At 65.3% G+C, this 22692-nt stretch carries 20 protein-coding genes and 1 tRNA gene; 9 read left to right on the top strand and 12 right to left on the bottom strand.

Features of this window, described 5'->3' with window-relative positions:
* Positions 1 to 14 precede the first annotated feature (14 nt).
* Genes metZ through M2337_RS00560 form a run of 3 tightly spaced genes read left to right on the top strand, consistent with a single transcriptional unit; the run spans position 15 to position 2468 of the window.
* Positions 15 to 1220, top strand: a complete 1206-nt coding sequence (gene metZ, locus M2337_RS00570; RefSeq protein ID WP_181560584.1) for an O-succinylhomoserine sulfhydrylase — start codon at positions 15 to 17, stop codon at positions 1218 to 1220.
* A gap of 58 nt (positions 1221 to 1278) precedes the next feature.
* Positions 1279 to 1677 (top strand): Co2+/Mg2+ efflux protein ApaG, encoded by a 399-nt coding sequence (apaG, locus tag M2337_RS00565; protein WP_181560583.1) that lies wholly within the window; start codon positions 1279 to 1281, stop codon positions 1675 to 1677.
* Positions 1674 to 2468, top strand: a complete 795-nt coding sequence (locus M2337_RS00560) for a LysR family transcriptional regulator (protein ID WP_264571256.1) — start codon at positions 1674 to 1676, stop codon at positions 2466 to 2468. The genes apaG and M2337_RS00560 overlap by 4 nt, the downstream gene beginning before the upstream one ends.
* A 274-nt stretch (positions 2469 to 2742) precedes the next feature.
* On the opposite strand, the gene M2337_RS00555 is transcribed toward M2337_RS00560, so the two are convergent.
* The 6 genes from M2337_RS00555 to lepB all read right to left on the bottom strand — a co-directional run bounded on the left by M2337_RS00555 (position 2743) and on the right by lepB (position 9522).
* Complete coding sequence (locus M2337_RS00555; RefSeq protein ID WP_264571255.1) at positions 2743 to 4539, bottom strand: monovalent cation:proton antiporter-2 (CPA2) family protein; 1797 nt, start codon at positions 4537 to 4539, stop codon at positions 2743 to 2745.
* Positions 4540 to 4808: 269 nt separating this feature from the next.
* Positions 4809 to 5708, bottom strand: a complete 900-nt coding sequence (locus tag M2337_RS00550; RefSeq protein WP_264571254.1) for a 3-keto-5-aminohexanoate cleavage protein — start codon at positions 5706 to 5708, stop codon at positions 4809 to 4811.
* 106 nt (positions 5709 to 5814) lie between these two features.
* The gene (locus M2337_RS00545) at positions 5815 to 6846 is read right to left on the bottom strand and encodes a helix-turn-helix transcriptional regulator (RefSeq protein WP_264571253.1); all 1032 of its coding nucleotides are present in this window, start codon (positions 6844 to 6846) and stop codon (positions 5815 to 5817) included.
* Between the two features lie 223 nt (positions 6847 to 7069).
* Entirely contained in the window at positions 7070 to 7984 is a 915-nt protein-coding gene (gene era, locus M2337_RS00540; RefSeq protein ID WP_264571252.1) for a GTPase Era, read from the bottom strand.
* 51 nt (positions 7985 to 8035) lie between these two features.
* A complete protein-coding gene (gene rnc, locus M2337_RS00535) occupies positions 8036 to 8707 on the bottom strand; it encodes a ribonuclease III (protein ID WP_264571251.1) in 672 nt (223 codons plus the stop codon).
* Entirely contained in the window at positions 8704 to 9522 is an 819-nt protein-coding gene (gene lepB / locus M2337_RS00530) for a signal peptidase I (protein ID WP_181560576.1), read from the bottom strand. The genes rnc and lepB overlap by 4 nt, the downstream gene beginning before the upstream one ends.
* Before the next feature lie 170 nt (positions 9523 to 9692).
* Between lepB and pgi the strand changes: the two genes are divergently transcribed.
* Positions 9693 to 11207 carry a glucose-6-phosphate isomerase gene (gene pgi, locus M2337_RS00525; RefSeq protein ID WP_264571250.1) on the top strand — a complete coding sequence of 505 codons (1515 nt, stop codon included), beginning with the start codon at positions 9693 to 9695 and terminating at the stop codon, positions 11205 to 11207.
* Between the two features lie 123 nt (positions 11208 to 11330).
* Here the strand turns inward: pgi and M2337_RS00520 are convergent, their stop codons facing one another.
* Complete coding sequence (locus M2337_RS00520; protein ID WP_264588579.1) at positions 11331 to 12734, bottom strand: MFS transporter; 1404 nt, start codon at positions 12732 to 12734, stop codon at positions 11331 to 11333.
* 146 nt (positions 12735 to 12880) lie between these two features.
* Between M2337_RS00520 and M2337_RS00515 the strand changes: the two genes are divergently transcribed.
* From M2337_RS00515 to M2337_RS17250, 3 genes are all read left to right on the top strand, one after another.
* A complete protein-coding gene (locus M2337_RS00515) occupies positions 12881 to 14359 on the top strand; it encodes an FAD-dependent oxidoreductase (RefSeq protein WP_264571248.1) in 1479 nt (492 codons plus the stop codon).
* Between the two features lie 21 nt (positions 14360 to 14380).
* The gene (locus M2337_RS00510) at positions 14381 to 15439 is read left to right on the top strand and encodes a TauD/TfdA family dioxygenase (RefSeq protein ID WP_264571247.1); all 1059 of its coding nucleotides are present in this window, start codon (positions 14381 to 14383) and stop codon (positions 15437 to 15439) included.
* Between the two features lie 123 nt (positions 15440 to 15562).
* On the top strand, positions 15563 to 16663 hold the full coding sequence (locus M2337_RS17250; RefSeq protein WP_181560572.1) for a diguanylate cyclase domain-containing protein: 1101 nt from the start codon (positions 15563 to 15565) through the stop codon (positions 16661 to 16663).
* Between the two features lie 35 nt (positions 16664 to 16698).
* Here M2337_RS17250 and M2337_RS00500 read toward each other — a convergent pair.
* Positions 16699 to 16775 (bottom strand) — tRNA-Arg (locus M2337_RS00500).
* Between the two features lie 132 nt (positions 16776 to 16907).
* Here M2337_RS00500 and M2337_RS00495 point away from each other — a divergent pair.
* A complete protein-coding gene (locus M2337_RS00495; RefSeq protein ID WP_413714709.1) occupies positions 16908 to 17672 on the top strand; it encodes a queuosine precursor transporter in 765 nt (254 codons plus the stop codon).
* Between the two features lie 9 nt (positions 17673 to 17681).
* On the opposite strand, the gene M2337_RS00490 is transcribed toward M2337_RS00495, so the two are convergent.
* A complete protein-coding gene (locus M2337_RS00490; protein WP_264572301.1) occupies positions 17682 to 18395 on the bottom strand; it encodes an RluA family pseudouridine synthase in 714 nt (237 codons plus the stop codon).
* Between the two features lie 306 nt (positions 18396 to 18701).
* Here M2337_RS00490 and ctrA point away from each other — a divergent pair, with 306 nt between their 5' ends.
* On the top strand, positions 18702 to 19415 hold the full coding sequence (gene ctrA, locus M2337_RS00485; RefSeq protein ID WP_181560569.1) for a response regulator transcription factor CtrA: 714 nt from the start codon (positions 18702 to 18704) through the stop codon (positions 19413 to 19415).
* A 633-nt stretch (positions 19416 to 20048) separates the two neighbouring features.
* On the opposite strand, the gene M2337_RS00480 is transcribed toward ctrA, so the two are convergent.
* From M2337_RS00480 to dcd, 3 genes are all read right to left on the bottom strand, one after another.
* The gene (locus M2337_RS00480; protein ID WP_264571246.1) at positions 20049 to 20879 is read right to left on the bottom strand and encodes a 23S rRNA (adenine(2030)-N(6))-methyltransferase RlmJ; all 831 of its coding nucleotides are present in this window, start codon (positions 20877 to 20879) and stop codon (positions 20049 to 20051) included.
* A 338-nt stretch (positions 20880 to 21217) separates the two neighbouring features.
* The gene (locus M2337_RS00475; RefSeq protein WP_264571245.1) at positions 21218 to 22033 is read right to left on the bottom strand and encodes a metallophosphoesterase family protein; all 816 of its coding nucleotides are present in this window, start codon (positions 22031 to 22033) and stop codon (positions 21218 to 21220) included.
* Positions 22034 to 22118: 85 nt separating this feature from the next.
* Positions 22119 to 22673 (bottom strand): dCTP deaminase, encoded by a 555-nt coding sequence (gene dcd / locus M2337_RS00470; RefSeq protein WP_181560566.1) that lies wholly within the window; start codon positions 22671 to 22673, stop codon positions 22119 to 22121.
* Positions 22674 to 22692 lie beyond the last annotated feature (19 nt).

Raw genomic sequence — 22692 nt, 5'->3', positions numbered from 1 at the left:
TAGAAGGCAACGTCATGAAGAGACAAACCGGACAGGATCGTTCCCGCACCAGCCGCTGGCGGCCCGCGACACAGGCCGTGCGCGGCGGCACCTGGCGCTCCGAGCAGGGGGAGACGAGCGAGGCGCTCTTCCTCACCTCGGGCTATACCTATGACAGCGCGGAGGAAGTCGCTGCCCGCTTCGCCGGGGAAGCGACGGGGATGCAATATTCCCGCTTCCAGAACCCGACGGTGCAGATGCTGGAAGAGCGCATTGCGCTGATGGAAGGCGCCGAGGCGTGCAAGGTGCAGGCGAGCGGCATGGCGGCGATGACCAGTGCGCTGCTGTGCATGCTGAGCGCGGGCGATCATGTCGTCGCCGGGCGCGCGGCCTTCGGCTCGTGCCGTTGGATCCTCTCCAATGTGCTCAACCGCTTCGGCATCACGCACAGCGTCGTCGACGCGCGGGACAATGATGCGTGGGAAAAGGCGATCCAGCCCAACACCAAGGTGTTCTTCTTCGAGACGCCGGCCAATCCCACGATGGACATCGTCGATCTGGAGCATGTCTGCGGCCTCGCCCGTGCCCATGGCATCACCACGGTGGTGGACAATGCCTTCGCGACGCCGGTGCTGCAGCGCCCGCTCGATTTCGGCGCGGATGTCGTGGCCTACAGCGCCACCAAGCTGATGGACGGGCAGGGCCGGGTGCTTGCCGGCGCCATTTGCGGCACGGATGCGTGGATCAACGGCGTGCTCTCGCCTTTCCAGCGCAACACCGGGCCGATCTGCTCGCCTTTCAACGCCTGGGTGGTGCTGAAGGGACTGGAGACGCTGGACCTGCGTGCCCATCGGCAGTCCGAAAACGCGCTCAAGGTCGCGCGCTTCATGGAGCAGCGTGGCGTGGATGTGCTGTATCCCGGCCTGCCGAGCCATCCGCAGCACAATCTCGCGATGAAGCAGATGAGCGCCGCCGGGCCGATCTTCTCGTTCAACCTCGCTGATCGCGGACAGGCGATGGCGCTGCTCAATGCGATGGAGCTGTGCGACATCTCCAACAACATCGGCGATTCCCGCACGTTGCTGTGCCATCCCGCCTCCACCACCCATAATAATATGGGGCCGGAGGGCCGCGCCGAGGCCGGCGTGGGCGAGGGCATGGTGCGCATCAATGTCGGGCTGGAAGACCCGGAGGACATCATCGCCGATCTGGATCAGGCATTGACCGCTGTCGGCCTTTGAGTAGGGTCGGTCTCGGGGCTAGGCAGGACACAGGACGGGTCGTAGCATGAATGCCTTGATGAACGCCCTTTTCGCCTATGCCGAGACGACGCATGACGTGACCGTGCGCGTGTCCGTGAACTTCCTCTCCGAGCAGTCGGAGCCGGATATGGGCAAATGGTTCTGGGCCTATCACATCCGCATCGAGAATGGCCGCAAGGCGCCGGTGCAGTTGCTCACCCGTCACTGGACCATCGCGGACGGGCGCGGCGCGCTGTACAAGCGCGAGGGCAAGGGCGTGGTCGGCGAGGAGCCGGTGATCCATCCCGGCGCGGCCTATGATTATGTCTCCGGCTGCCCACTCTCGACGCCGACCGGCTGGATGGAAGGCAGCTATCAGATGCTCGATGCCGGCGGCAGCCTGCTGGATGTGCGCATCCCCCGCTTCGCGCTGCAGGCGCCGGCGGTCTCGGGATGAAGCGGACCCATTTACCGCTGAACGGCCTGCGCGTGTTCGACGCGGCAGCTCGGCATCTCTCCTTCACCCGCGCGGCGGATGAGCTAGCAGTGACCCCCGCCGCCGTCGGCCAGCAGATCCGCGCGCTGGAGGATATGCTCGGCGTCGTGCTGTTCCGTCGCACGCCCCGCGGGCTGGAATTGACGCCCGAAGCGGAGGCTGGCCTGCCCGCACTGCGCAGCGCCTTCCTGGAACTCGAGGAATCGGTCCGTGCCATGCAGGCCGGGCAGAGCAGCCAGCATCTCACCATCGCCGCCCCGCGCGATCTCACCGCCAAATGGCTGAGCGCACGCCTCGCCGCTTATGCGGCGCAGGAGCCAGGCGTGCAGTTCATGCTGGTGGCTGCCGACGATGCGCTCGATTTCACCGAGGCCAATCTCGATCTCGCTTTGCGCCTGACCGACGGTGCCGGCGAGCATGAGGGCGTCGCCCTCGGCGAGCCGCGCTTCGTCACGGTCGGCGCGCCCGATGGCGGCGGACTGGAGTCGCCCATCGCCTGGCCCGGCTGCCCGGTCGATGACGGCAAGGCCATCGTCCGCGTCGCCGACGCCGGCCTCGCCATCGATGCCGCAGCCAACGGCCTCGGCCGCGCCTGCGTACCCGCGCTGCTGGCGGCCGCGGACATCGCCGCCGGCCGCGTGGCCGCCCTTGGGGAACCGCGTAACGGCCCCGGCTACTGGCTTATCGCTCCGCTCCCGCAATGGCGGCAGAAGAAGGTGAAAGCCTTGGTGGCTGCGCTCAGCGAGGGCTGAGCCGAGCGGTTCTCGCGCCGACTACCCTCTCACCGTTCGCCCTGAGCGAAGTCGAAGGATGAAGCCGAGCGCAGCGAGGTTGGCTTCGCCTCCGCTCAGCAGGGCCCTTCGACTTCGCTCAGGGTGAACGGAAAAGGGAAGAGCGGGATTTACTCCCACCCCTACCCCCGTTCGTGTCGAGCGAAGTCGAGACACCATGCGCAGTTCTGGCGTGTCTCGACTTCGCTCGACACGAATGGAACGCGGGCATGATACTCCGGCCCGCCCAACCCCCCTAGCCGCCCTCAGCCCGCTGCGGCGGGAAGAAGGGCTCCGGCTCCGGGGTCACCATATTCCCACGCATGAGTGAACGCCCTGCCGTGATCCCCCCGACCAGTTGCAGCTCCACCCGCTGGGCATCGCGCTCGCGCACGTCCTCGATCGCCTCGCGAGCGTCGTCCTCGTCCACGCCAAGGTCGGTCAGCACCGCCTCGCTGAAGGCCAGCGCGGATTCGAACGTCTCGCGGATCTGATAGTCGACGCCCGCCTTGATCAGGCGCAGCGAATGGCCGCGGTCAAAGGCGCGCACATAGAGCTTGGCGAGCGGGAATTCGTGCCGGCACAGCTCGACGATCTTGTCGGCCACATCCGGCTTGTCGACGCAGACGAGGATCGCCTCGGCCCGCCCGGCGCCGGAGGCATGAAGCACGTCCAGCCGCGTGCCATCGCCATAATAGACCTTGAAGCCGAAATTGCCGGCCGCCTGGATCATCTCGACATCATTCTCGATCAGCGAGAGCTCGAAGCGCCGCGCGAGCAGCGCCTGGCTCGCCACCTGCGCGAAGCGGCCGAAGCCAATGCACAGGATGCGGCCGGTCAGGTCCTTGGCCTTGTCGACGCCGTCGAGCGAAACCGGCGCGTTGCGGCGCATCCGGCTCTGCACGATCAGCACCAGTGGCGTCAGCGCCATGGAAAGGATGACGATCGCGCTCATGATCGCCGCGATGCGCGCATCGAACAGGCCCACTGCCAGCGCGGCGCCATAGAGCACGAAAGCGAACTCGCCGCCCTGCGCGAACAGCGCTGCGCGGTGGCTCGCGGCGCTGTGGGCCGAGCCCATCAGCCGCGCGACGGTATAGATGCCGATCGCCTTGACGACCATGAAGGCGAGGACGCCGCCCAGCACCAGCTGCCACTCGCGCAGCACGGTCGAGAGATCGAGCGACATGCCCACGCTGATGAAGAACAGGCCGAGGAGGATGCCGCGAAACGGCTCGACATCGGCCTCCAACTCATGGCGATAGCTGGATTCGGAGAGCAGCACGCCAGCGAGGAAAGCGCCCATCGCCATGGACAGCCCGGCGGCATCGAGCAGCACGGCCGATCCCAGTACGATGAGCAACGCGGCGGCGGTCAGCACTTCCCGCGCCCCGGCCCGCGCGATCAGCCCGAACAGCGGATCGAGCAGCCAGCGCCCCGCCGCGATCAACGCCGCGAGCGCCGCCAGCGCCATGCCGATGCTTTGCCAGACGGGCGGCGCGTCCTCCACACCCACCGCGCCATGGAACGCCGCCCAGAAGGCGACGAGCGCGAGCAGCGGCACGATGGCGAGGTCTTCCAGCAGCAGGATGGAGATCGCCTTCTGGCCTTCCTCGGTGCCCGCGTCCCCAGCTTCGTTCAGCATTTGCATGATGACAGCGGTGGAGGAGAGGACGAAGCCCATCGCGCCTGCCGCCGCTACGGCCGGAGGCAGGCCGGCCGCCATGCCGAGCAGGGTCAGCAGCGCCCCGCACAGCAGCACCTGCGCCGCGCCAAGGCCGAAGATCTGCTTGCGCAGGTTCCACAGCTTGCGCGGCCGCATCTCGAGGCCGATGATGAAGAGGAACATCACCACGCCTAGCTCGGCGATGTGCAGCAGTGCTTGCGGATCGTTGATCAGCCCTAGCCCGAAGGGACCGATGGAGAGGCCGGCGGCGAGGTAGCCTAGCACCGATCCGAGACCCAGCCGCCGGAACAGCGGCACCGCAATCACGCCGGCCCCCATCAGGATGATGGCCTGCCCCAGCCCGAAACCCATCGATGCGTCCGCCATGCTGTCCGTCCCAATCCCCGGCAGCCGTCAGGCCGGCGCGGTCAGCGCGGACAATCGGGCGGTTCCATGCTCGATGAGGCAGATCTCAGCAGCCCGTCCGCGCGTTCATCGACCGGGCAACCTTGGATGGTCAGTGCAGCAGAGTCAAACCGCTGCGCGTACCCTCCTAAGCCCTTCCCTTTCAGGGGAGGGGTTGGGGTGGGGAGCAAGCTCGCACCTGTGCCTGCCGTTGAGGCAGCGGCACATCACTCACCCCCCACCGCCTGACTTCAGACCGCCTTCAATCCCAGCAACTCCCGCGACTCCGCCGCGCTCATCGGCTCGATGCCCATCTCGTTCATGATGCGCACCTGCCGCTCGATGAGCTGGAGATTGGTCGCCTTCACACCGCGCGAATAATAATGATTGTCTTCCAGCCCCACGCGGACATGGCCGCCGAGCAGCAGCGCCTGGGTGGTGGCCGGAAGCTGCGCCGGGCCGATGCCGGAGATGCACCAGATCGACTGGGGCGGCAGGCACTTGACCATGAAGTCGAGAATGTCGGTGCTGTAGGGCATCGCGCCCTGAAAGCCCTTTTCGCCGCCCAGCACGATGTTGATGTAGTAGGGCGGCTTGTCATAGCCCTTCTGGATCAGGCGCGCGACGTCCTGAAGGATGTGGTCGGGCGAGAAGACTTCCCACTCCGGCTTGATGCCCTTGTCGACCATCGCCTTGACAAGCGTCTCGCAGCGCGAGGGCGGGGTGATGACCAGCACGTCCTTGCCGCTGATCGTGTCGACCACGGTCACGCCGTCGAAGGTGCACATTTCCGCGCCGCCCTCGGTGCCCTTGAGGCGCTCCTCGAAGCTGTTTTCGAACATGCCGTCGGGCCGCTCGATGAGCATGTCGCCGCTGTTGCCGCCGCCCGTGGAGTTGTTGAGGATGATGTCGCACTTGGCACGGATGCGCTCGTTGATGTCGCGATAGATGGCCGGGTTGCAGGTGGCCTCGTCGTCCGGGCGCCGCGCATGGATGGCGGCGATGGAGGCGCCGGCCTTGTAGCAGGCGTAGACGTCGTCAGCGATTTCCTGCGGCTGGGTGGGCAGCGCCGGGTTGGCGCTCTTGAAGGTGGTGCCCCCGGTGGGCGCAATGGTCACCATGCGGCGATCGCTCATATTTCCGGCGCTCATATTTCCGGCTCCTCTCGAAAAGTCTCGTGCTGCCGCTGCTGCCCGCTTGTCCCCCGCCGGTCAAGCCATGCGCGATGGTTGACGTTGATAAAGTCCGAAAAGCCGCTCAGCGGAGCAGGCGATTGATCAGCGCGACCAGCTCGGCTTCCCGATTGGTGCCCGTCTTCTCGAACAGGCGCTTGATCTGGATGTTGACGGTGCCAAGGCTCGTGCTGCGCTGCAGGGCGATCATTTCGCGGGAGGTGCCTTCGGCCAGCAGCATGGCGATCTCGGTCTCGGCCCGCGTCAGGCCCATCATGCGTTGCAATGCCTGGCGCTCCATCGCGCCAATGTTGCCAGCCGCGCGTACAGTGACGAGCAGCCGCGGCTCGAAGCCGAGCGCGGCGGGTTTGGCCGGCAGGCGGAAGATCTCGCACAGGCGGCGCTGGGCGATAGGGCGCTGCTGGCCCAGCCACACCCCGCAACTCGGCAGCGCCAGGTCACCTGCCTGCAGCATCGCGCCGATCTGCATCCGCAGTTCGCGCGCTTCGGCGCTGTTGGGGGCGGTCAACCGCTCGTCGCGCAGCATGATCAGGTCTTCGGCGCGGAGCAGCGCCTCACCGGCGCGGGTGGTGGCGCACACCCGGCCCAGCCCGTCGCACACGAAAGCGGCGGTGTTCATCGTGTCCAGCGATCCGGCGAGCAGCTTTGCGCCTTCGCCTTCCAGCGTGCGCTGCATCCGGACGGCGGACTGCATCAGCGGCGCGGCCTGCGTGAAAACGGCGCGATCAGCCTCGGTGGTGCGCCCATCCTGAAAGGTGCGCAGAACGGCCAGTCCAACCATCACCTGCCCGTCATTGACGAGCACGACCTGGCAGCCATGTGGCATGTTGGCGTCATGCGTGAAGTCGTCATAGATGTCGGTGTTCTGCGCGGCCTTGATGGCATCATAATGATATTCGTGGCGCACATCGAGCGGACCGCTGGCAGCGGCGACCCGCCAGTTCCCATGGGAATAATTGGCAACCTCGCTGTCAAACTGGCGGCAGAGACGCTCGTTAACCGGGTCAGTGAGGAGGTTGAAGGCCAGCGTGGTTGGCGATCCGATCCCGAGCAACTGGCCGGACAAGGACCGCGTCTCTCTGGCGAGCGCACGCAAGGCGTCCTCCCAGCCGCCCTCGGTGAGAGGCGCACTCAGGATAGCTTCGGTCAGACTGGGCAGCGCTCTTCCCAAAAGCGATCAATCCTCCCACCCCCGCGACCGAGCCTCCCGGCGTTCGGTAGCGACCTAAGCTCCATGAAAAAGCAGGGTCGTGGCGTCAACCACTGGTTTCGACGCGAGGAGCGGATTGATCCAATCCGGGATTGCGCGAGGGATGGGGTCAGTCCACCCAGTCGAGGCCGATGTCACGATAAACGTGGCGGTCCTCGTCCCAGCCTTCCTTCACCTTCACATGCAGGTAGAGGTGGACGGGCACGCCCAGCAGGCTCGACAGTTCGGCCCGGGCCTTGCTGCCGATCTCCTTCAGCCGCTGCCCGCCCTTGCCGAGAATGATGCCCCGCTGCGTGGCCCGCGCGACGAGGATCTGCTGGTGGATCTCCACCGACCCGTCGGCACGTTCCTTATATTGCTCGGTCTCGACCGCGCTTTGATAGGGCAGTTCGTCGTGGAGCTGGTGATAGAGCTGCTCGCGCGTGATTTCGGAGGCGAGCAGGCGGTCCGTCGCATCCGAAACCTGATCCTCGGGGAAATGCCACGGCCCTTCCGGCACGGCGGCGGCCATGGCGGCCTTGAGGTCGACCAGACCGTCCGCCGTGGTGGCGCTCACGAAGAAGGTCTCAGCGAAATCCACCCGCTCATGCAGACGCTGGGTCAGCGTGAGCAGCTTGTCCTTGGCGGCGATGTCCACCTTGTTGACGATCAGCCATTTTGTTTCGCGCCGCTGGGCGAGGCCATCGAGGATCGGCTCCATCTTGGGCCCAAGGCCGGCGCGGCCATCGACGATGAGCGCGATCAGGTCGGCATCCTGCGCGCCGCCCCACGCGGCCTGCACCATGGCGCGGTCGAGCCGCCTGTCCGGCTGGAAGATGCCCGGCGTATCGACAAGGATGATCTGCGCGGGCCCCTCTATGGCGATGCCCATTACCCGCGTGCGGGTGGTCTGCGCCTTGGGGCTCGTGATCGCGATCTTCTGGCCGACCAAGGCATTGGTCAGCGTGGACTTGCCCGCATTCGGAGCCCCCACGACCGCGACGACGCCGCAGCGTTGATGGTCAGGCGATGGCGTTGAGGTCACTGGTCACTCCGTCGGGCGCATGGCGCGCGCTGGCTGAAAAGGGGGTGCGGATCATGCCTTGAGCTTGGCGAGCAGGGCAATGGCGGCGGCCGTCTCGGCCTCCTGCTTGGAATGGCCCTCGCCCTGCGCCTCACCCGCACTGCGGATGGACACCGAGATGGTAAAGCGCAGGGCATGTTGCGGCCCGCTGCGCTCCAGCAGCTCATAATGTGGCGGCTGGCGGTTATGGGCGGCCGCCCATTCCTGCAGCGCGGATTTGGGGTGCTTGGGCGCGCTGGCCTGTCCCTCGACCATCGGCTCCCACATGCGGTGGATGAATGCGCGCGCGGCATCCATGCCGATGTCCAGATACATGGCGCCGATCAGCGCTTCCACGACATCGCCGAGCACATTGTCGCTCTCGACCGCCCCGTCGTCGCGCGCCTGCTTGCCGAGGCGCAGATGCGTGCGCACGCCAATCTCGCGAGCAACCTGCGCGCAGCTAGTGCCGGTCACCAGCTGATTGAACCGGCGGGAGAGCTGGCCTTCCTTCTCGGCGGGAAAGCGGACGTAGAGCCAATCGGCCATCACCAGCCCCAGCACCCGGTCGCCCAGAAACTCCAGCCGCTCATAATGGGTCGCGCTCGCGCTGCCATGGGTCAGCGCCTGCTCATAGAGCGCCCGATGCCCCGGCGCCTGACCGATAAGGTCGGCGAGCCAGGCGTCGAGATCGGCCGTGCTCAAAAGCCTTCGCCGATACGTTCAGGCCGGGCGGCGGTGAACCATGTCCAGGGCAGGAGCAGATTGGCCGAACCGTCGGTGGAGAAGAAGCTGACCAGCGCCCGCCCGATCAGATGGTCGATCGGCAACGGCCCGACGCCCCGGGCGTCGACGGGAATGCGGCTGTCGGCACTGCGGTCGCGATTGTCGCCCATGACGAAGACGTGGCCCTCCGGTACAACAGAGACGGCGCTATTGTCCGCCGGACCGTCGATAAGGTCCAGCACTTCGTAGCTTTTTCCGTTCGGCAGCGTCTCGCGATAGCGCGGGTAGCGGCAAAACGCCTCGCCCTTGGCATCCGTGAACTCGAATTCCTCGATGAAACAGGGCGAGGGGCTGCGCTCGGTATTGGCTGCCTGCAGCATGTTGGCCGTCACGGGGATCACCAGATCATCGATTCGCCGCTTGGGAATGGCCTTGCCGTTCAGATAGACGACGCCGTCCTGCATCTGGATGGTATCGCCCGGCAGGCCAATAACGCGCTTGATCCAGTCTTCCTTGGGATTGCCCGGCGAGGCGAACACCACCACGTCCCCGCGCTCGGGCACCTTGCCCATCACCCGCCCCTCGAACAAAGCGGGCTGAAACGGGAAGCTGTAACGCGAATAGCCGTAGGACCATTTGGAGACGAGCAGATAGTCGCCGATCAGCAGGCGCGGCTGCATGGATTCGGACGGAATATTGAACGGCGCAATCAGCAGCGAGCGGATCGCCACCACGATCACCACAAGCTTGACGAGGAACCACAGGAAATCCCGTGTCTCGGATTTGTGGGACATCGAAAGGCAGCTTTCCAGACAGGTTCGTCGCGATGACGGGAATATAGCGTCTTTGCGGGGCGGGGGTGGCGGCGTCAAGCATTGTGGCGCGCTTCGCACGTGCAATAGGCCTGCGCATTGGATATGCCGCCCCTTAATGAAGCAACGCCAGACCGGAGCGCTTACGCACCATGACAGACCCTGATCGCATCACCGCTTGCTGGACCGACATCAAGGCGGCGCCGATTCCCGATCTGCGCAGCCTGTTCCGCGACGAGGCGGATCGGCTGGCGGGCCATGTGGTCGAGGAGGCCGGCCTGCGCTTCGATTTCTCCAAGACGCACCTCACCGAGACGACGCTCTCGGCCTTCGAGGCGCTGGCACAGGCAGTTGATTTTAACGGCAAGCGCGCGGCGATGTTCGCCGGCGAGGTCATCAATGTGACCGAAGGTCGCGCTGTCGAGCACACCGCGGAGCGTGGCGAGGGCAACCCGGACAGCGTGGCCGCCGCACGCGAGCACAAGGTGCGGATGCGCACGCTGATCGACGCCATCGAGGCCGGCGCGCTCGGCGAGATCCGCCACATCCTCCACGTCGGCATCGGCGGATCGGCGCTGGGGCCTGATCTGCTGGTCGATGCGCTTGCTCGTCATGCCGACCGCTATGACGTCGCCATCGTCTCCAACGTCGATGGCGTGGCGCTGGAGGATGCGATGGCCCGTTTCGATCCGGCCTTCACGCTGCTCGTCATCGCCTCCAAGACGTTCACCACCACCGAGACGATGCTCAATGCCGCCAGCGCGATCGCGTGGATGACGCAGGCCGGGGTGGACGATCCCTATGGCCAGGTCATCGCGCTCACCGCCGCGCCGGGCAAGGCCATCGAATGGGGCGTGGACGAAACGCGCATCCTCGGCTTTTCCGAAAGCGTCGGCGGGCGCTATTCGCTTTGGTCTTCCATCGGCTTCCCGGCCGCGTTGGCGCTGGGCTGGGATGCCTATGAGGCGCTGCTGGAGGGTGCTGCGGCGATGGACCGGCATTTCCGCCATGCCGAGCCGCGCGACAATGCCCCGCTGCGCGCTGCCTTTGTCGACCTGTTCTATGCCCGCGTCATGGCCTGCCAGACCCGCGCCGTCTTCGCTTATGATCAACGGCTGCGGCTGCTGCCTTCCTATCTCCAGCAGCTGGAGATGGAGAGCAACGGCAAGTCGGTGAAGGCGGATGGCAGCCCGGTCGATGGACCGACGTCTGCAATCACCTGGGGCGGTGTCGGCACGGATGCGCAGCACGCGGTCTTCCAGCTTCTCCATCAGGGCACGCATGTCGTGCCGGTGGAGTTCGTCGCGGTGACCGAACCGGGCGACACGCTCGATCCTGCCCATCACCAGACCCTGCTGGTCAATTGCTTCGCGCAGGGCGCTGCGCTGATGCAGGGTCGCGAGAATGCGGCCGATCCGGCCCGGGCCTATCCGGGCAACCGCCCCTCGACGACGATCCTCATCGATGAGCTGAGCCCGCACACGCTGGGCGCGCTGATCGCCTTCTATGAGCACCGCACTTTCGCCAATGGCGTGCTGATGGAGATCAACAGCTTCGACCAGTTCGGGGTGGAACTCGGCAAGGAGATCGCCAAGTCCATCGAACAGAACGGCGCGCAGGGCTTCGACCCCTCCACCATGGCGCTGATCGAGCGCGCGCTCGGCTAAGCGCCGCTAGATCCTCCCCATGAAATGGGGAGGTGGCAGCGCGCAGCGCTGACGGAGGGGGTGGACGATAACCCCCTCCACCGCCTTCGGCGGTCCCCGTCCCCGCAAGCGGGGAGGATCTAGTTAAGCCGCCGCAGTGCCGGCAGCCTCCGGCGCCGGGCGTTCCGGCCGCTTGAGCAGCATGTTGATCACGAGGATCGAGAGGAAGAGGATGAAGGGGCAGATCGCCGCCAGTGCATAGGTGCGCACGGCGGGGATGCCGCTCGCGAGGATCGCGCCGCCGATCAGCGGGCCGACGATCCCGCCGATTTTGCCGACCGCCGAGGCCCAGCCACCGGCGCTCGCCCGGATCGCGCTCGGATAATAGAGCGCGAGCTGGCTGATGATTGCCGCATGGCAGCCGCCGACCAGCATGCTCTGCACCACGATGGTCGGCAGCAGCATCGCGCGCGGAATCCATTCCATGCCGATGCCGACGGCCATGGGCACGATAAGGAGCGTGCAGGCAGCCGCGAATTTGAGGCCGTAGCGGGCGGAGAAGCGCATGATGACCACGCCGGCAACCGCGCCGAGCAGCGCGCCGATGGCCGAAACGTTGGCGGCGGTTTCCCGCGCCACGTCCATCCGTTCCAGCACCAGCGGGCCGAAGGCGGACTTGAAGAAGATGCCGAGGGCGCTGGCGCCATAGCCGATCCAGATTATCGGGGTGAGCAGGCGCAGATTGCCGACGAACAGGTCGCTGAAGCGGAAGTTGCGCTTGTGCTTGCCTTCGTCGGCCAGAATGAACTGGTCGTCCGCCTGCACGTCGATGCTCTTGTCCAGCCGCTTGATGGTCGCGACGATCAGCTCGGGCTTGATGCCCTTGCTGGCCAGGAAGCGCGGGGATTCCGGCAGGAAGATCGCGATGGCGAGCGCGCAGACGACCGAGCCGATACCGCCGGCGAAATACACGCCTTCCCAGCCATGGATGGGTGCGATCATGTTGGTGAGCGGGGCGGCGGCCGCGCTGCCGAGGCTGAAGCCCATCATGATGAAGGCGATCACCGTTGCGCGCAGCTTGGGTGGCACGAATTCGACATTGAGCGCCCAGGCGAGCGGCAGCGCGCCGCCAATGGCCAGCCCATCGAGGAAGCGCAGGGTGAGCAAAGCGGGATAATTGGTCGCGAATCCGGTGAGGAAGGTCAGGATGCCAAAGGCGAAGGTGCACATGATGATGGTCGGGCGGCGGCCGATGCGGTCGCCGACATAAGTGAAGATCAACCCGCCGACGACCATGCCCACCGTGCCGGCCGAGAAGGCATTGCCGATCTCGATGTCGGTCAGTTGCAGTTCGTCCTGCATATAGGGGGCGGTGAACGACATCATCATCATGTCCAGCCCGTCGAACAGCGTGACGAGCCAGGAGAGCATGATCAGCAGATAGTTGAAGGGCGTGAGCTTGCGTCCGTCGAGCAACGTCGCAAGATCAACCGTTTTTGCCGCTCTGGCCATACCGCAGGCATCTCCCTCTTCGTGCAGATTATCCATATCTCGCCGTCCTTTGCCGGGACTGCGATCATTTCGCTACCTGTTTAGCTACATCTGAACTAATAATTAGCAAGCTCTCTATACACGAGCGAAAATTTGTTGCCTTGACTATGAAGCAAGGCGAATCAGTGAGGAGAGAATGTCAGATGGCTGAAGAGCAGACGCCGAAGGTCCGTCAGGTTCGCCAGTCGGAGGATCGTTTTCTGGCCTCTGACGTGTTCGAGACGGGTGGTCGGGTGCTGCCGCGGGCCAATGGCACGGGGACCTGGGTCGAGCCTGCGCGCGAGATTCCGGTGTATCACAGCTGCGACGTGCTGGTGGTCGGCGGCGGGCCTTCGGGCACGGCGGCGGCCTGGGCGGCGGCGCAGGCCGGGGCCGATGTGGTGCTGATGGAGCGCTACAATCATCTGGGCGGCCTTTCCACCGGCGGCCTCGTCATCTGGATCGACCGGATGACCGACTGGACCGGCCGGCAGGTCATCCAGGGCTTTGCCAATGATGTGCTGGGGCGCCTGCCCGCTGCGGGCCTCGCCGGGCCGCCGCGCGCCGACTGGGGCTCGCGCGATCCCAAGAAGGCCAGCTACTGGGGCCAGCGCACTGCGGCGTTCCACGGCACGGTCTGCTGGTCGCCCACGCTCGATCCCGAGCGGTTGAAGCTGATCAGCCAGGAGATGCTGCTGGCAGCCGGCGTGCGGCTGGTGTTCCACAGCTGGGCGGCAGTGCCGATGGTCGCCGACGGCAAGGTCGAGGGCGTGGTGTTCGAATCCAAGGCCGGGCGTCAGGCGCTGCGTGCCAAGGTGGTCGTCGATACCACCGGCGATGGCGACATCTTCGCGCGCGCCGGGGCCGAGTTCGACACCGACATTGAGGAAGGCGACGTCCATCACAGCGCCAACACCGGCTTCATGCTGGGCGGTGTGGACATGGACCGCTGGCTGGCCTTCCGCGCCAATGAGCCCGAGCAATATGCCGAGTTCGCCAAGCTCGGCCGTGAGCGCCTCGGCTTCTTCCAGCCGCCTTATGTCTCCTGGCGCAACGACATCGCGCTGTTCCTCGGCCCGCGCCAGTCCGGCCTGTCCGCGCTGGACGTGGATGACCAGACCGAGCTGGAGATCCGCTCGCACCGGTTCATGCAGACCCATTGCGAATTCTTCCTCGAACATGCGCCGGGGTTCGAGCAATGCTATATGCTGCAGAGCGGCTCGCAGCTTGGCGTGCGGCACACACGGCGTCTGGCCGGCATGGGCAAGATCCTGCGCAGCCAGTGGGCCGACGGCATTGCGCTCCCTGACGAGGTCGGGGTCAGCCCATCGGTCAGCCTCAAATATCCGGTGATCTCGGTGCCCTATGGTGCGCTGGTGCCGCGCAAGCTCGATGGCTTGCTGGCGGGCGGCAAGCACATCAGCTGCGATGCCAACTCGCATGGCTTCATGCGCGAAATCCCGCAATGCTGGCTGACCGGACAGGCCGCCGGCGCCGCAGCGGCGCTCAGCGTGAACGCCGGCGTTCAGCCGCGCGCGCTCGATGTGACCAGCCTGCAGGCAGAGTTGCGCAGGCAGGGCGTGTTCCTGCATGACCAGGCAGGCAAGATGCCGGAAGCCGAGCAGGCCGCCGCAGCGGAATAATCCCGTGAATTGAGAGTATTGATGACTGACAGCGCGACCCTATCCCGCCCCGACCCGAGCGAACTGACCCGTCTCGGTAAGCCTTCCGGCGCATGGACCGGCACGCTCGGCGGGGGTGCCGAGGGCCTCACCCGGCGGCTGGGACCGGCGCAGCTCGACGCGCTGGACGCTGCCGTCCGCGCCACGCAGGGCCGCGCGCCGACCGCCGTCACGCAGGAGGATTTCGGCGCGCCGGCGATCGCGAGCCTGATGGCAGCGGTGAATTACGACCTGATGGCCGGGCGCGGCGCCGTGTTGCTGAGCGGGATCGACATCGCGCGCTACGACCTGGAAGCGTTCCAGCGCCTGCACTTCGGTCTTGGCACGCATCTGGGCCGCGCGGTCGAACAGAGCGCGCGCCACGATCGCATCGGGCTGGTGCGCAAGGAGCCCAATCCCGAACGGCGCGGCTATCTCAACGATACCGAGCTCGGGCCGCACACCGACTATCACGAGATCCTCAGCCTGGCTTCCGTCGTCACCTCGCCGGAGGGCGGGGTAAGCGGGCTGGTCAGTGCTGCCGCCGTCTACGCGGCGATCCAAGCGGAGCGACCGGACGTTCTGGCGGTGCTGGAGGAGGGCTATTATTACCCGACCAGCCTGGAGAGCGTCACCGATTACAAGGTGCCCAGCTTCTCCGTGATCGACGGGCATATCGGCATCTACAATTATGTGCTCTTCATCGTGCAGGCCGCACAGATCAGGGGCGAGCCGGTGCCGGAGCGCTTCGTGGAGGCCTTGCGCGTCTTGATGCGCATGGCGGCGCGGCCGGAGCTGAAGGTGTCCTTCACCCTGCAGCCGGGCGAGATGATCTTCTGGCACAATTTCCGGGTGATGCACTCGCGCACCGGCTTTACCAACACGCCCGGTCGCGAGCGGTTGCTCCTGCGGCTCTGGCTGGAGGCGCACGAGCGCTACCCGCTGGCGCAGGGCTATCGCGAGATCGGCCGCCTGCTGGAGCAGCAGCATGCGCAGGGCTGGTCGATGCTGGTCAACAGTGACGAAAGCCTGCGGGCCGCCGGAACCTTGATCCGCGGATAACGCGCTAACTGCGCGCGTAGGGAACCACTGCGCCGTCTTGGCATTTCCCGTCTTTTCCGGCTCCCGGCGAACATTCTCGGCGCCCGTGTGTTTTGCTGGTAGAAGGGGGCAGGGAAGAGGGCCATGATCAACCGGCAGGTGCTGCTCGCGGACAAGGTGTATGTCGAACTGGTGCGCAGCCTGTTCGTCAATGTGACGCCGTCTGCCATCATGGCGGTCGCCTTTACCCTCAGCGTCGCCCTTATTGTCAACGAGACGCGGGACCGGCTCACGCTGACGCTCGGCGTGGCCGGGGTGCTGGCGATGGGGGTGCGGATCATCGTCACGCTGCGTTTGCGCGGACAGGCGCTAGCCAGCGACCTTCACCCGGTCCGGGCCAGACAGCTCGAGCTCATGTTCCTCATACCCCAGCTCAGCTTTGCCCTCGCGCTTGGCCTGTTCAGCGGGCTTGTCATCCTGCAGAAGTCGGACGGGCAGCCATTGATGGTGTGTCTGGTCGTCGGCTTCTGTGCCGGCCTCGCCGCCGGGTCGGGCCTGCGCCCCCCCGTTGCCGTGCCGGGCATGCTGGCGGCCAGCCTCCCCACCGCTCTGGCCGCCTTTATCCGTGCCGACGCCATGTCGATCGCCACCGGCGCCTCCATTCTGGCCTTCCTCTATGCCGGCGCGCAGAGTCTTGCGACGCGGCATGAGTCTGCCGTGACGGGGATCAGCAAGCGGCTGACCTCCGGATCATTGGCCCGGCGCGATCCGTTGACCAACCTTGCCAATCGGCTCGCCTTGCGCGAGCGGTTCGATGAGGCCGTGGTCCTCAAGCGGGGAAAGGGGATCGTGGCGGTTCACTATCTCGATCTCGACGGGTTCAAGCCGGTGAACGACACCCACGGTCATGCCGCCGGCGATACGCTGCTGCAGATGGTCGCCAAGCGGCTGAGCAGTGCCATCCGCAGCGAGGATATCGTGGCGCGGTTGGGCGGCGATGAGTTCGTCATCGTGCAGTTCGGCCTCGATAAGGCGGAGGATGCCACGCTGCTGTCTGATCGCGTGGTCCGCGCCATCGCGCAGCCCTTCGTCATCGAGGGCAACCGCATCCGCATCTCCACCTGCATCGGCACCGCGACCGCGCGCGCCGAGGAGAGCCACATGGAAGTGCTGATGCGCGAGGCGGACGAGGCGCTCTATGCCGCCAAGCGACGGCGCGCTCAGGCACAGGCGGCGCGGGCTTAACTTTCCCGGCCTTTGCTGACGCGAAATGGAAGAAGTGGCGACCCCGGCAGGATTCGAACCTGCGACCATTCGCTTAGAAGGCGAATGCTCTATCCGGCTGAGCTACGGGGCCACGGAACGATCCGCTAACCGCATCGCCGGGCGTCTGGCAATGGCAAAGCGATGCCGCGCGCGGTTTTGGGTGGGGGCAGGAGGCTGCAAGATCGATTGCAGGGCGCGATATCGCGCGGCATAGTCCCGCGCCATGGCTGCTCCCTCCGACGCCGCGTCCGCCGCGACTCCGCCCTCGATCGCTCCCCATTCGATCGCTCATGTCGATGCCAGCGCGCTCGCGGGCCACCGGCTGCAATATTATGATTTCGTGATGGCCGCCTTCGTCGCGGTGCTGCTGCTCTCCAACGTCATCGGCGCCGCCAAGCTGGCGAGCCTGTGGGGCTTCACCTTCGGTGCCGGCATCCTGTTCTTTCCTTTAGGCTATGTGCTGGGCGACGTACTGACGGAAGTCTATGGCTATGCCCGCGCCCGGCGCTGCATCTGGGCCGGCTTCGCCGCGATGCTGTTCATGGCCCTGATGAGCTGGGTGGTCGTCTCGCTGCCCCCGGCGGATGGCTGGGACGGGCAGGCGGCCTATGAGTCGGTCTTTGGCCAGGTGCCGCGGATCGTCTTCGCCTCGATCTTCGCCTTTTGGGCCGGTGAGCTGACCAACAGCTTCGTGCTCGCCAAGATGAAGCTGCTGACCAAAGGCAAGCATCTGTGGACTCGCACTATTGGCTCGACCATCGTCGGGCAGGGCGTTGACAGCCTGCTCTTCTATCCGCTGGCCTTTTATGGCCTATGGTCCACCGATCAGGTGCTGACCGTGATGGTCACCAATTGGGCGCTGAAAGTAGGCTGGGAAGCGGTGCTGACGCCGGTCACCTACCTCGCCGTCAATTTCTTCAAGCGGCGCGAGGGGCTGGACGTCTATGATGAGCAGACCGACTTCACGCCCTTCAAGGCGCAGGTCTGACCAGCCCTGTTAGCCCTCGGCCGGTGAAGGCGCGTCCCGGTTAAGCGACTGGGCATCGGGGAAGCCCGCCGCTGCAAACGGCGCCGGGGGCGGGGCTTCGGCCTCGACGGGCGGCTTGCCTGCGCGCGGCAGCTTGAGGCTGACTGCGTGCAGCAGCATCCGGCCATCCCATGGCGCCCCGGGTGGCGCGGAGGGGTAATAACGGTCGCCCAATATACCGAGGCCAAGGCCGTGCAGGGCATGGGCGCGCAGCTGGTGCGTGCGCCCGGTTTCGGGGCGGAACTGCACGAGCGCGCGGCCATCGCGCGCCTCCAGCAGGCGCCAGCGCGTGACGGCCGGCTTGCCCTTCGGGTCCGGCTGCATCCGCCAGCCATCCTCGCGCGTGCTGGTCTTGCCCAGCGGCAGGTCGATCACGCCTTCGCGCTCCGCTGGCACGCCGTCCAGCACCGCAAGATAGACCTTCTCCACCTCGCGCGCTTCGAAGGCCTGGGTGAAGCGCTTGGCAGCCTTGGGATTACGAGCGAGCAGCAGGCAGCCGCTGGTGTCCCGGTCCAGCCGATGCACCGCCACCGGCCAGCGCTGGAAGCCGAAGGTCAGGCTGTCGAGATGATTTTCCAGGCTCAGCGCGCCGTCGCGCGGGCGGTCGACGGGCAGGCCCGCCGGCTTGTCCAGCACGATGGCCTCGCCATCCATGAAGATCACCCGGTCGGTAAGGGGGGACAGATCGCCCACGGGCGACCCTCTGCGGCTGTTCCGGGGATCATGGGTAAAGGACATGCAGCCTCCCTAGGCGCTATCGCCCGCAGGGGGAAGACGCAGGGAGGGATGGCCTCCATTTACTTGCCATTGGCGGAGGGAGCCGCATTGATTCTCACTCCATTAAGCACGCAAACGGCCCGCGACTCGTGCTTTCAGGCCAGTTTACGTAAAATTAACCTTTTGCGTTCACTCTTCATATGGTTAATAGTTACTGGTGGTTGGATTGAGTGACGAGCAGCTCTCCGGCCAACTGAGCAAAGGGGCTGGTGTATGCGCGTGTTGCTGATCGAAGACGAACCGACGACTGCCAAAGCTATCGAGCTGATGCTGACCACCGAGGGGTTCAACGTCTACACGACCGATCTGGGCGAAGAAGGCCTCGATCTCGGCAAGCTCTACGATTACGATATCATCTGCCTGGACCTGAACCTGCCGGACATGCACGGCTATGACGTGCTCAAGAAGCTCCGCGCATCGCGCGTGCAGACCCCGGTCCTCATTCTCTCCGGCATTGCCGAGATGGACAGCAAGGTCCGCTCCTTCGGCTTCGGTGCAGACGATTACGTCACCAAGCCGTTCCACAAGGAAGAGCTGGTCGCGCGCATCCATGCCGTCGTCCGCCGCTCCAAGGGCCATTCGCAAAGCGTCATCCGCACCGGAAAGCTGTCGGTCAATCTCGACGCCAAGACCGTGGAAGTGGATGGCAATCGCGTCCACCTCACCGGCAAGGAATATGCGATGCTGGAGCTGCTGTCGCTCCGCAAGGGCACCACGCTCACCAAGGAGATGTTCCTCAACCATCTCTATGGCGGCATGGACGAGCCGGAACTCAAGATCATCGACGTGTTCATCTGCAAGCTGCGCAAGAAGCTCAGCCTGGCATGCAGCGGCGACAATTACATCGAGACCGTCTGGGGCCGCGGTTATGTGCTGCGCGATCCCGACGAGATCATCGACGAGCTGGAGACGGCGCAGGTCGCCTGACGTCACGCTGCGAACTGGATTTATGGCGAAGGCCGGCGGAGCGATCCGTCGGCCTTTGCTGCGTGGACCTCGCCGGAACCGGCAGACGCGGGATGGGGAGCCGCATGGGGGCAGCCTATACGCCCCTTATACCGGACACACCCGCCCTCCAAAAAAACAACCCCGTGCTCCTGCGAAGGCAGGAGCCCAGGGCAGACAAGCGCCTCGATTGGACTTGGCGCACCCCCCAGATAGATGCAGTCTCGGATGGAATAGCCGCCGCGTCGTCTGCGACCAAAAACCGCATCCCGAATGATGCTTCCTTCTGGTTGAGCTTCGCTTGCCTGCAACTCACAGGAGGGGCCGGGGTGGCATGGGAGTGAGTGACCGAGGCGTTGTTGCACCACCCCAACCCCTCCTCTGAAGAGGAGGGGCTAAGACTGCACTCTCACCCCAGGCGATCTTCCGAGCGGCGTAAACTGCCTATGCTCTACAAGCAGCCTATCCGGGCACGACTTCGTAGCCGACAATCCTCCGTTCGTCCTGAGTAGCTGCTGAGCCTGTCGAAGCAGCGTATCGAAGGACCGGCCATGCGCTGACCCACCGGCAAACGGGGGCTTTCGAGCTCACTGCCGCCCCGGCTCGAATGATGCCCTACTCGCTCAACCAATCGGCCTTAATCTCGCCTCTGTGCCCCTCCGGCGCCAGCGTGGCCCGCAGGGCGTCCAGCAGAGGCGGCAGCGCCTGCGTGAAGGCGTAGGGCGGGTTGACGATATAAAGCCCTGCGCCGTTGTAGATGCCCGGCTGGTCGGCATCGTATAACCAGTGATCCACCTGCAGGAATTTCGGGATGCCGAGCTTGCGGAGTTGCCCGCTCCACCGCTGATGCGTGGCGCGGTCTTTGAGCGGGTACCAGATCACCGTCACGCCATGCGCCCATTTGCGGTGAGCGGCGGCGAGGGTGGCGGTGATGCGGGCGCGTTCGTCCGTTTGCTCATAAGGCGGGTCGACCACAACCACGCCGCGCGCGGTGCGGGGCGGCACCATCGCCAGCCAAAGCTCGTAGGCATCGCGCTCGTGCACGGCGGCGGACGTGCCGCGCATTACGCCGCGCAGGGAGTAAGCGTCTTCGGGATGTTTTTCGTTGAGGATCAGCAAATCCTGCGGGCGCAGAAGCTGCGCCAGAATCTGCGGCGATCCGGGGTAGAGGCGCGGCTCGGCTCCCACGTTCACCGCCTGCACGGCGGCGCGATAGTCGCTCAGCAAGGGGTTAGGATCGGCAAAGGCGCGCAGCACGCCGTTCATGGCCTCGCCGGTGCGTTGGGCCTGCTCGCCGCCAAGGTCGTACAGCCCGCAGCCGGCATGGGTGTCGATCAGGGTCAGGGCGCCCGGCTTCTGCTGCAAGGCGCGCACAAGGGCGATCAGCAGGCTGTGCTTCACGACATCGGCGCTGTTGCCGGCATGGAAGGAATGGCGATAATTCATGGTGATTCAAATTCCTGACACGCGCGGCCGGGCGGACGCGCGAGGCGACCGACAAGGCGCTCGTAGAGCGTGAGCTGAAGCCTTTAAAGCACTTGCGCGCGCGGCCTCAACCCCGTGGCGATGGCACCATCGGTGCGATCGCATCATGTGCTCAGAACAGACGCGCCGTTCGTGTCGAGCCCTTCGACTGCCCGCAGGCGAGCGCTCGGGATGAACTTCAGCCTTTGGCTGAAGTCGAGACACGCGAGGCCTGTGCCAACCGTGTCTCGACTTCGCTCGACACGAACGGAGCGGTGGGGAGCCGTAGGTGACGGGAAGCGAGGGCAGTCCGGCTGCACTCATCGCAGTGTCTGCGTTGTGCCTGACGGAGCCGACCTAGCCCCCGATCTACCGGTCGAGAGAAACCACCGCTCCGTGCCCTCAAGTCCGGCCGCTGTCAGCACGCCGGACTTGTACGCGCCGGTGTCGATTCCCATCCGGTTCTCGCGCGGCTCAACCGCCTCGGTGATCGAGTGGCCATGGACGATGAAATAATCGTGCGGTTCGTCGTAGAACAGGAATTCCTCGCGGATCCAGCGCAGGTCCTTTTCGTCCTGCTCGTCCAGGGGCACTTCGGGCCGGACCCCGGCGTGGACGAAGGCATAGTTGCCGATGATCGCCTTGTCCGTCAACTCGGCGAGGAAGGCGCGATGCGTGTCCGGCACCGCGCTCGTCAGCCAGTCGCGCAGTTCGCCTAGCGTCATCGTGTCGAGATCTGCCTCGCTGGCGCCATAGGAGAGGAGCGTCTCGCGGCCGCCGATGCGGGTGAGGAAGCGCAGCGCGCTCTCATCGCCTTCCACGGCCATGGCGAACACTTCCTCATGATTGCCGCGCAGGCAGAGGATGTTCGGCCACCAGTCGCGAAGTTGCAGCACATAGTCGATCACGCCCCTGCTGTCCTGCCCGCGATCGACATAATCGCCCAGAAACACCAGTTGCGTGCTGCCGGTCGGGCCACGGCTATGGTCGTCGGCCGCGATCAGATCGATGAGTTCGAGCAGCAGATCCAGCCGGCCATGAATGTCGCCGATCGCATAGACGCGGCGGCCCTCGCCCAGGTCTGGCGCATGGGTCAGAGGTTCAGGCTTTGACTTGGATTTGAAGAGGCCAAACATGTGCCTCTCCATATAAAACGAGCGGGCGCGATCCGGCCAGCGCAATCGTGCTTAGCAAAAGCTTTCCGGCGATATGCCTCCGCGATCAGAGCTTGGGTAGAGTCACACCCCGCTGGCCCATATATTTGCCGGCGCGGTCGGCATAGCTCGTCTCGCACGGCTCATTGCCTTCCAGGAACAGGAACTGGCAGGCGCCTTCATTGGCGTAGATCTTGGCGGGCAGCGGCGTGGTGTTGGAAAATTCCAGCGTCACATGGCCTTCCCAGCCCGGCTCCAGCGGCGTCACGTTCACGATGATGCCGCAGCGCGCATAAGTGGATTTGCCGAGGCAGATCACCAGCACATCGCGCGGGATGCGGAAATATTCCACGGTCCGCGCCAGCGCGAAGCTGTTGGGCGGGATGATGCACACGTCCGTCTTGCGGTCGACGAAGCTGTTGGCGGCGAAATCCTTGGGGTCCACCACGGCGCTGTCGACATTGGTGAAGATCTTGAAATCCTCGGCCACTCGCGCGTCATAGCCGTAGGAGGAGAGGCCGTAGCTGATGCAGCCCTCGCGCCGCTGACTTTCCACGAACGGCTCGATCATGCCGTTTTCCTGCGCCTGACGGCGAATCCATTTGTCGGAGAGTATGGCCATGGGGGCGTTGCTAATCGCT

It is taken from the genome of Sphingobium sp. B2D3A (genome assembly GCF_025961795.1).
GTDB lineage: Bacteria > Pseudomonadota > Alphaproteobacteria > Sphingomonadales > Sphingomonadaceae > Sphingobium.
Note: the sequence above shows the minus strand (reverse complement) of the source record. Positions and strands in the feature narration are given on the sequence as shown.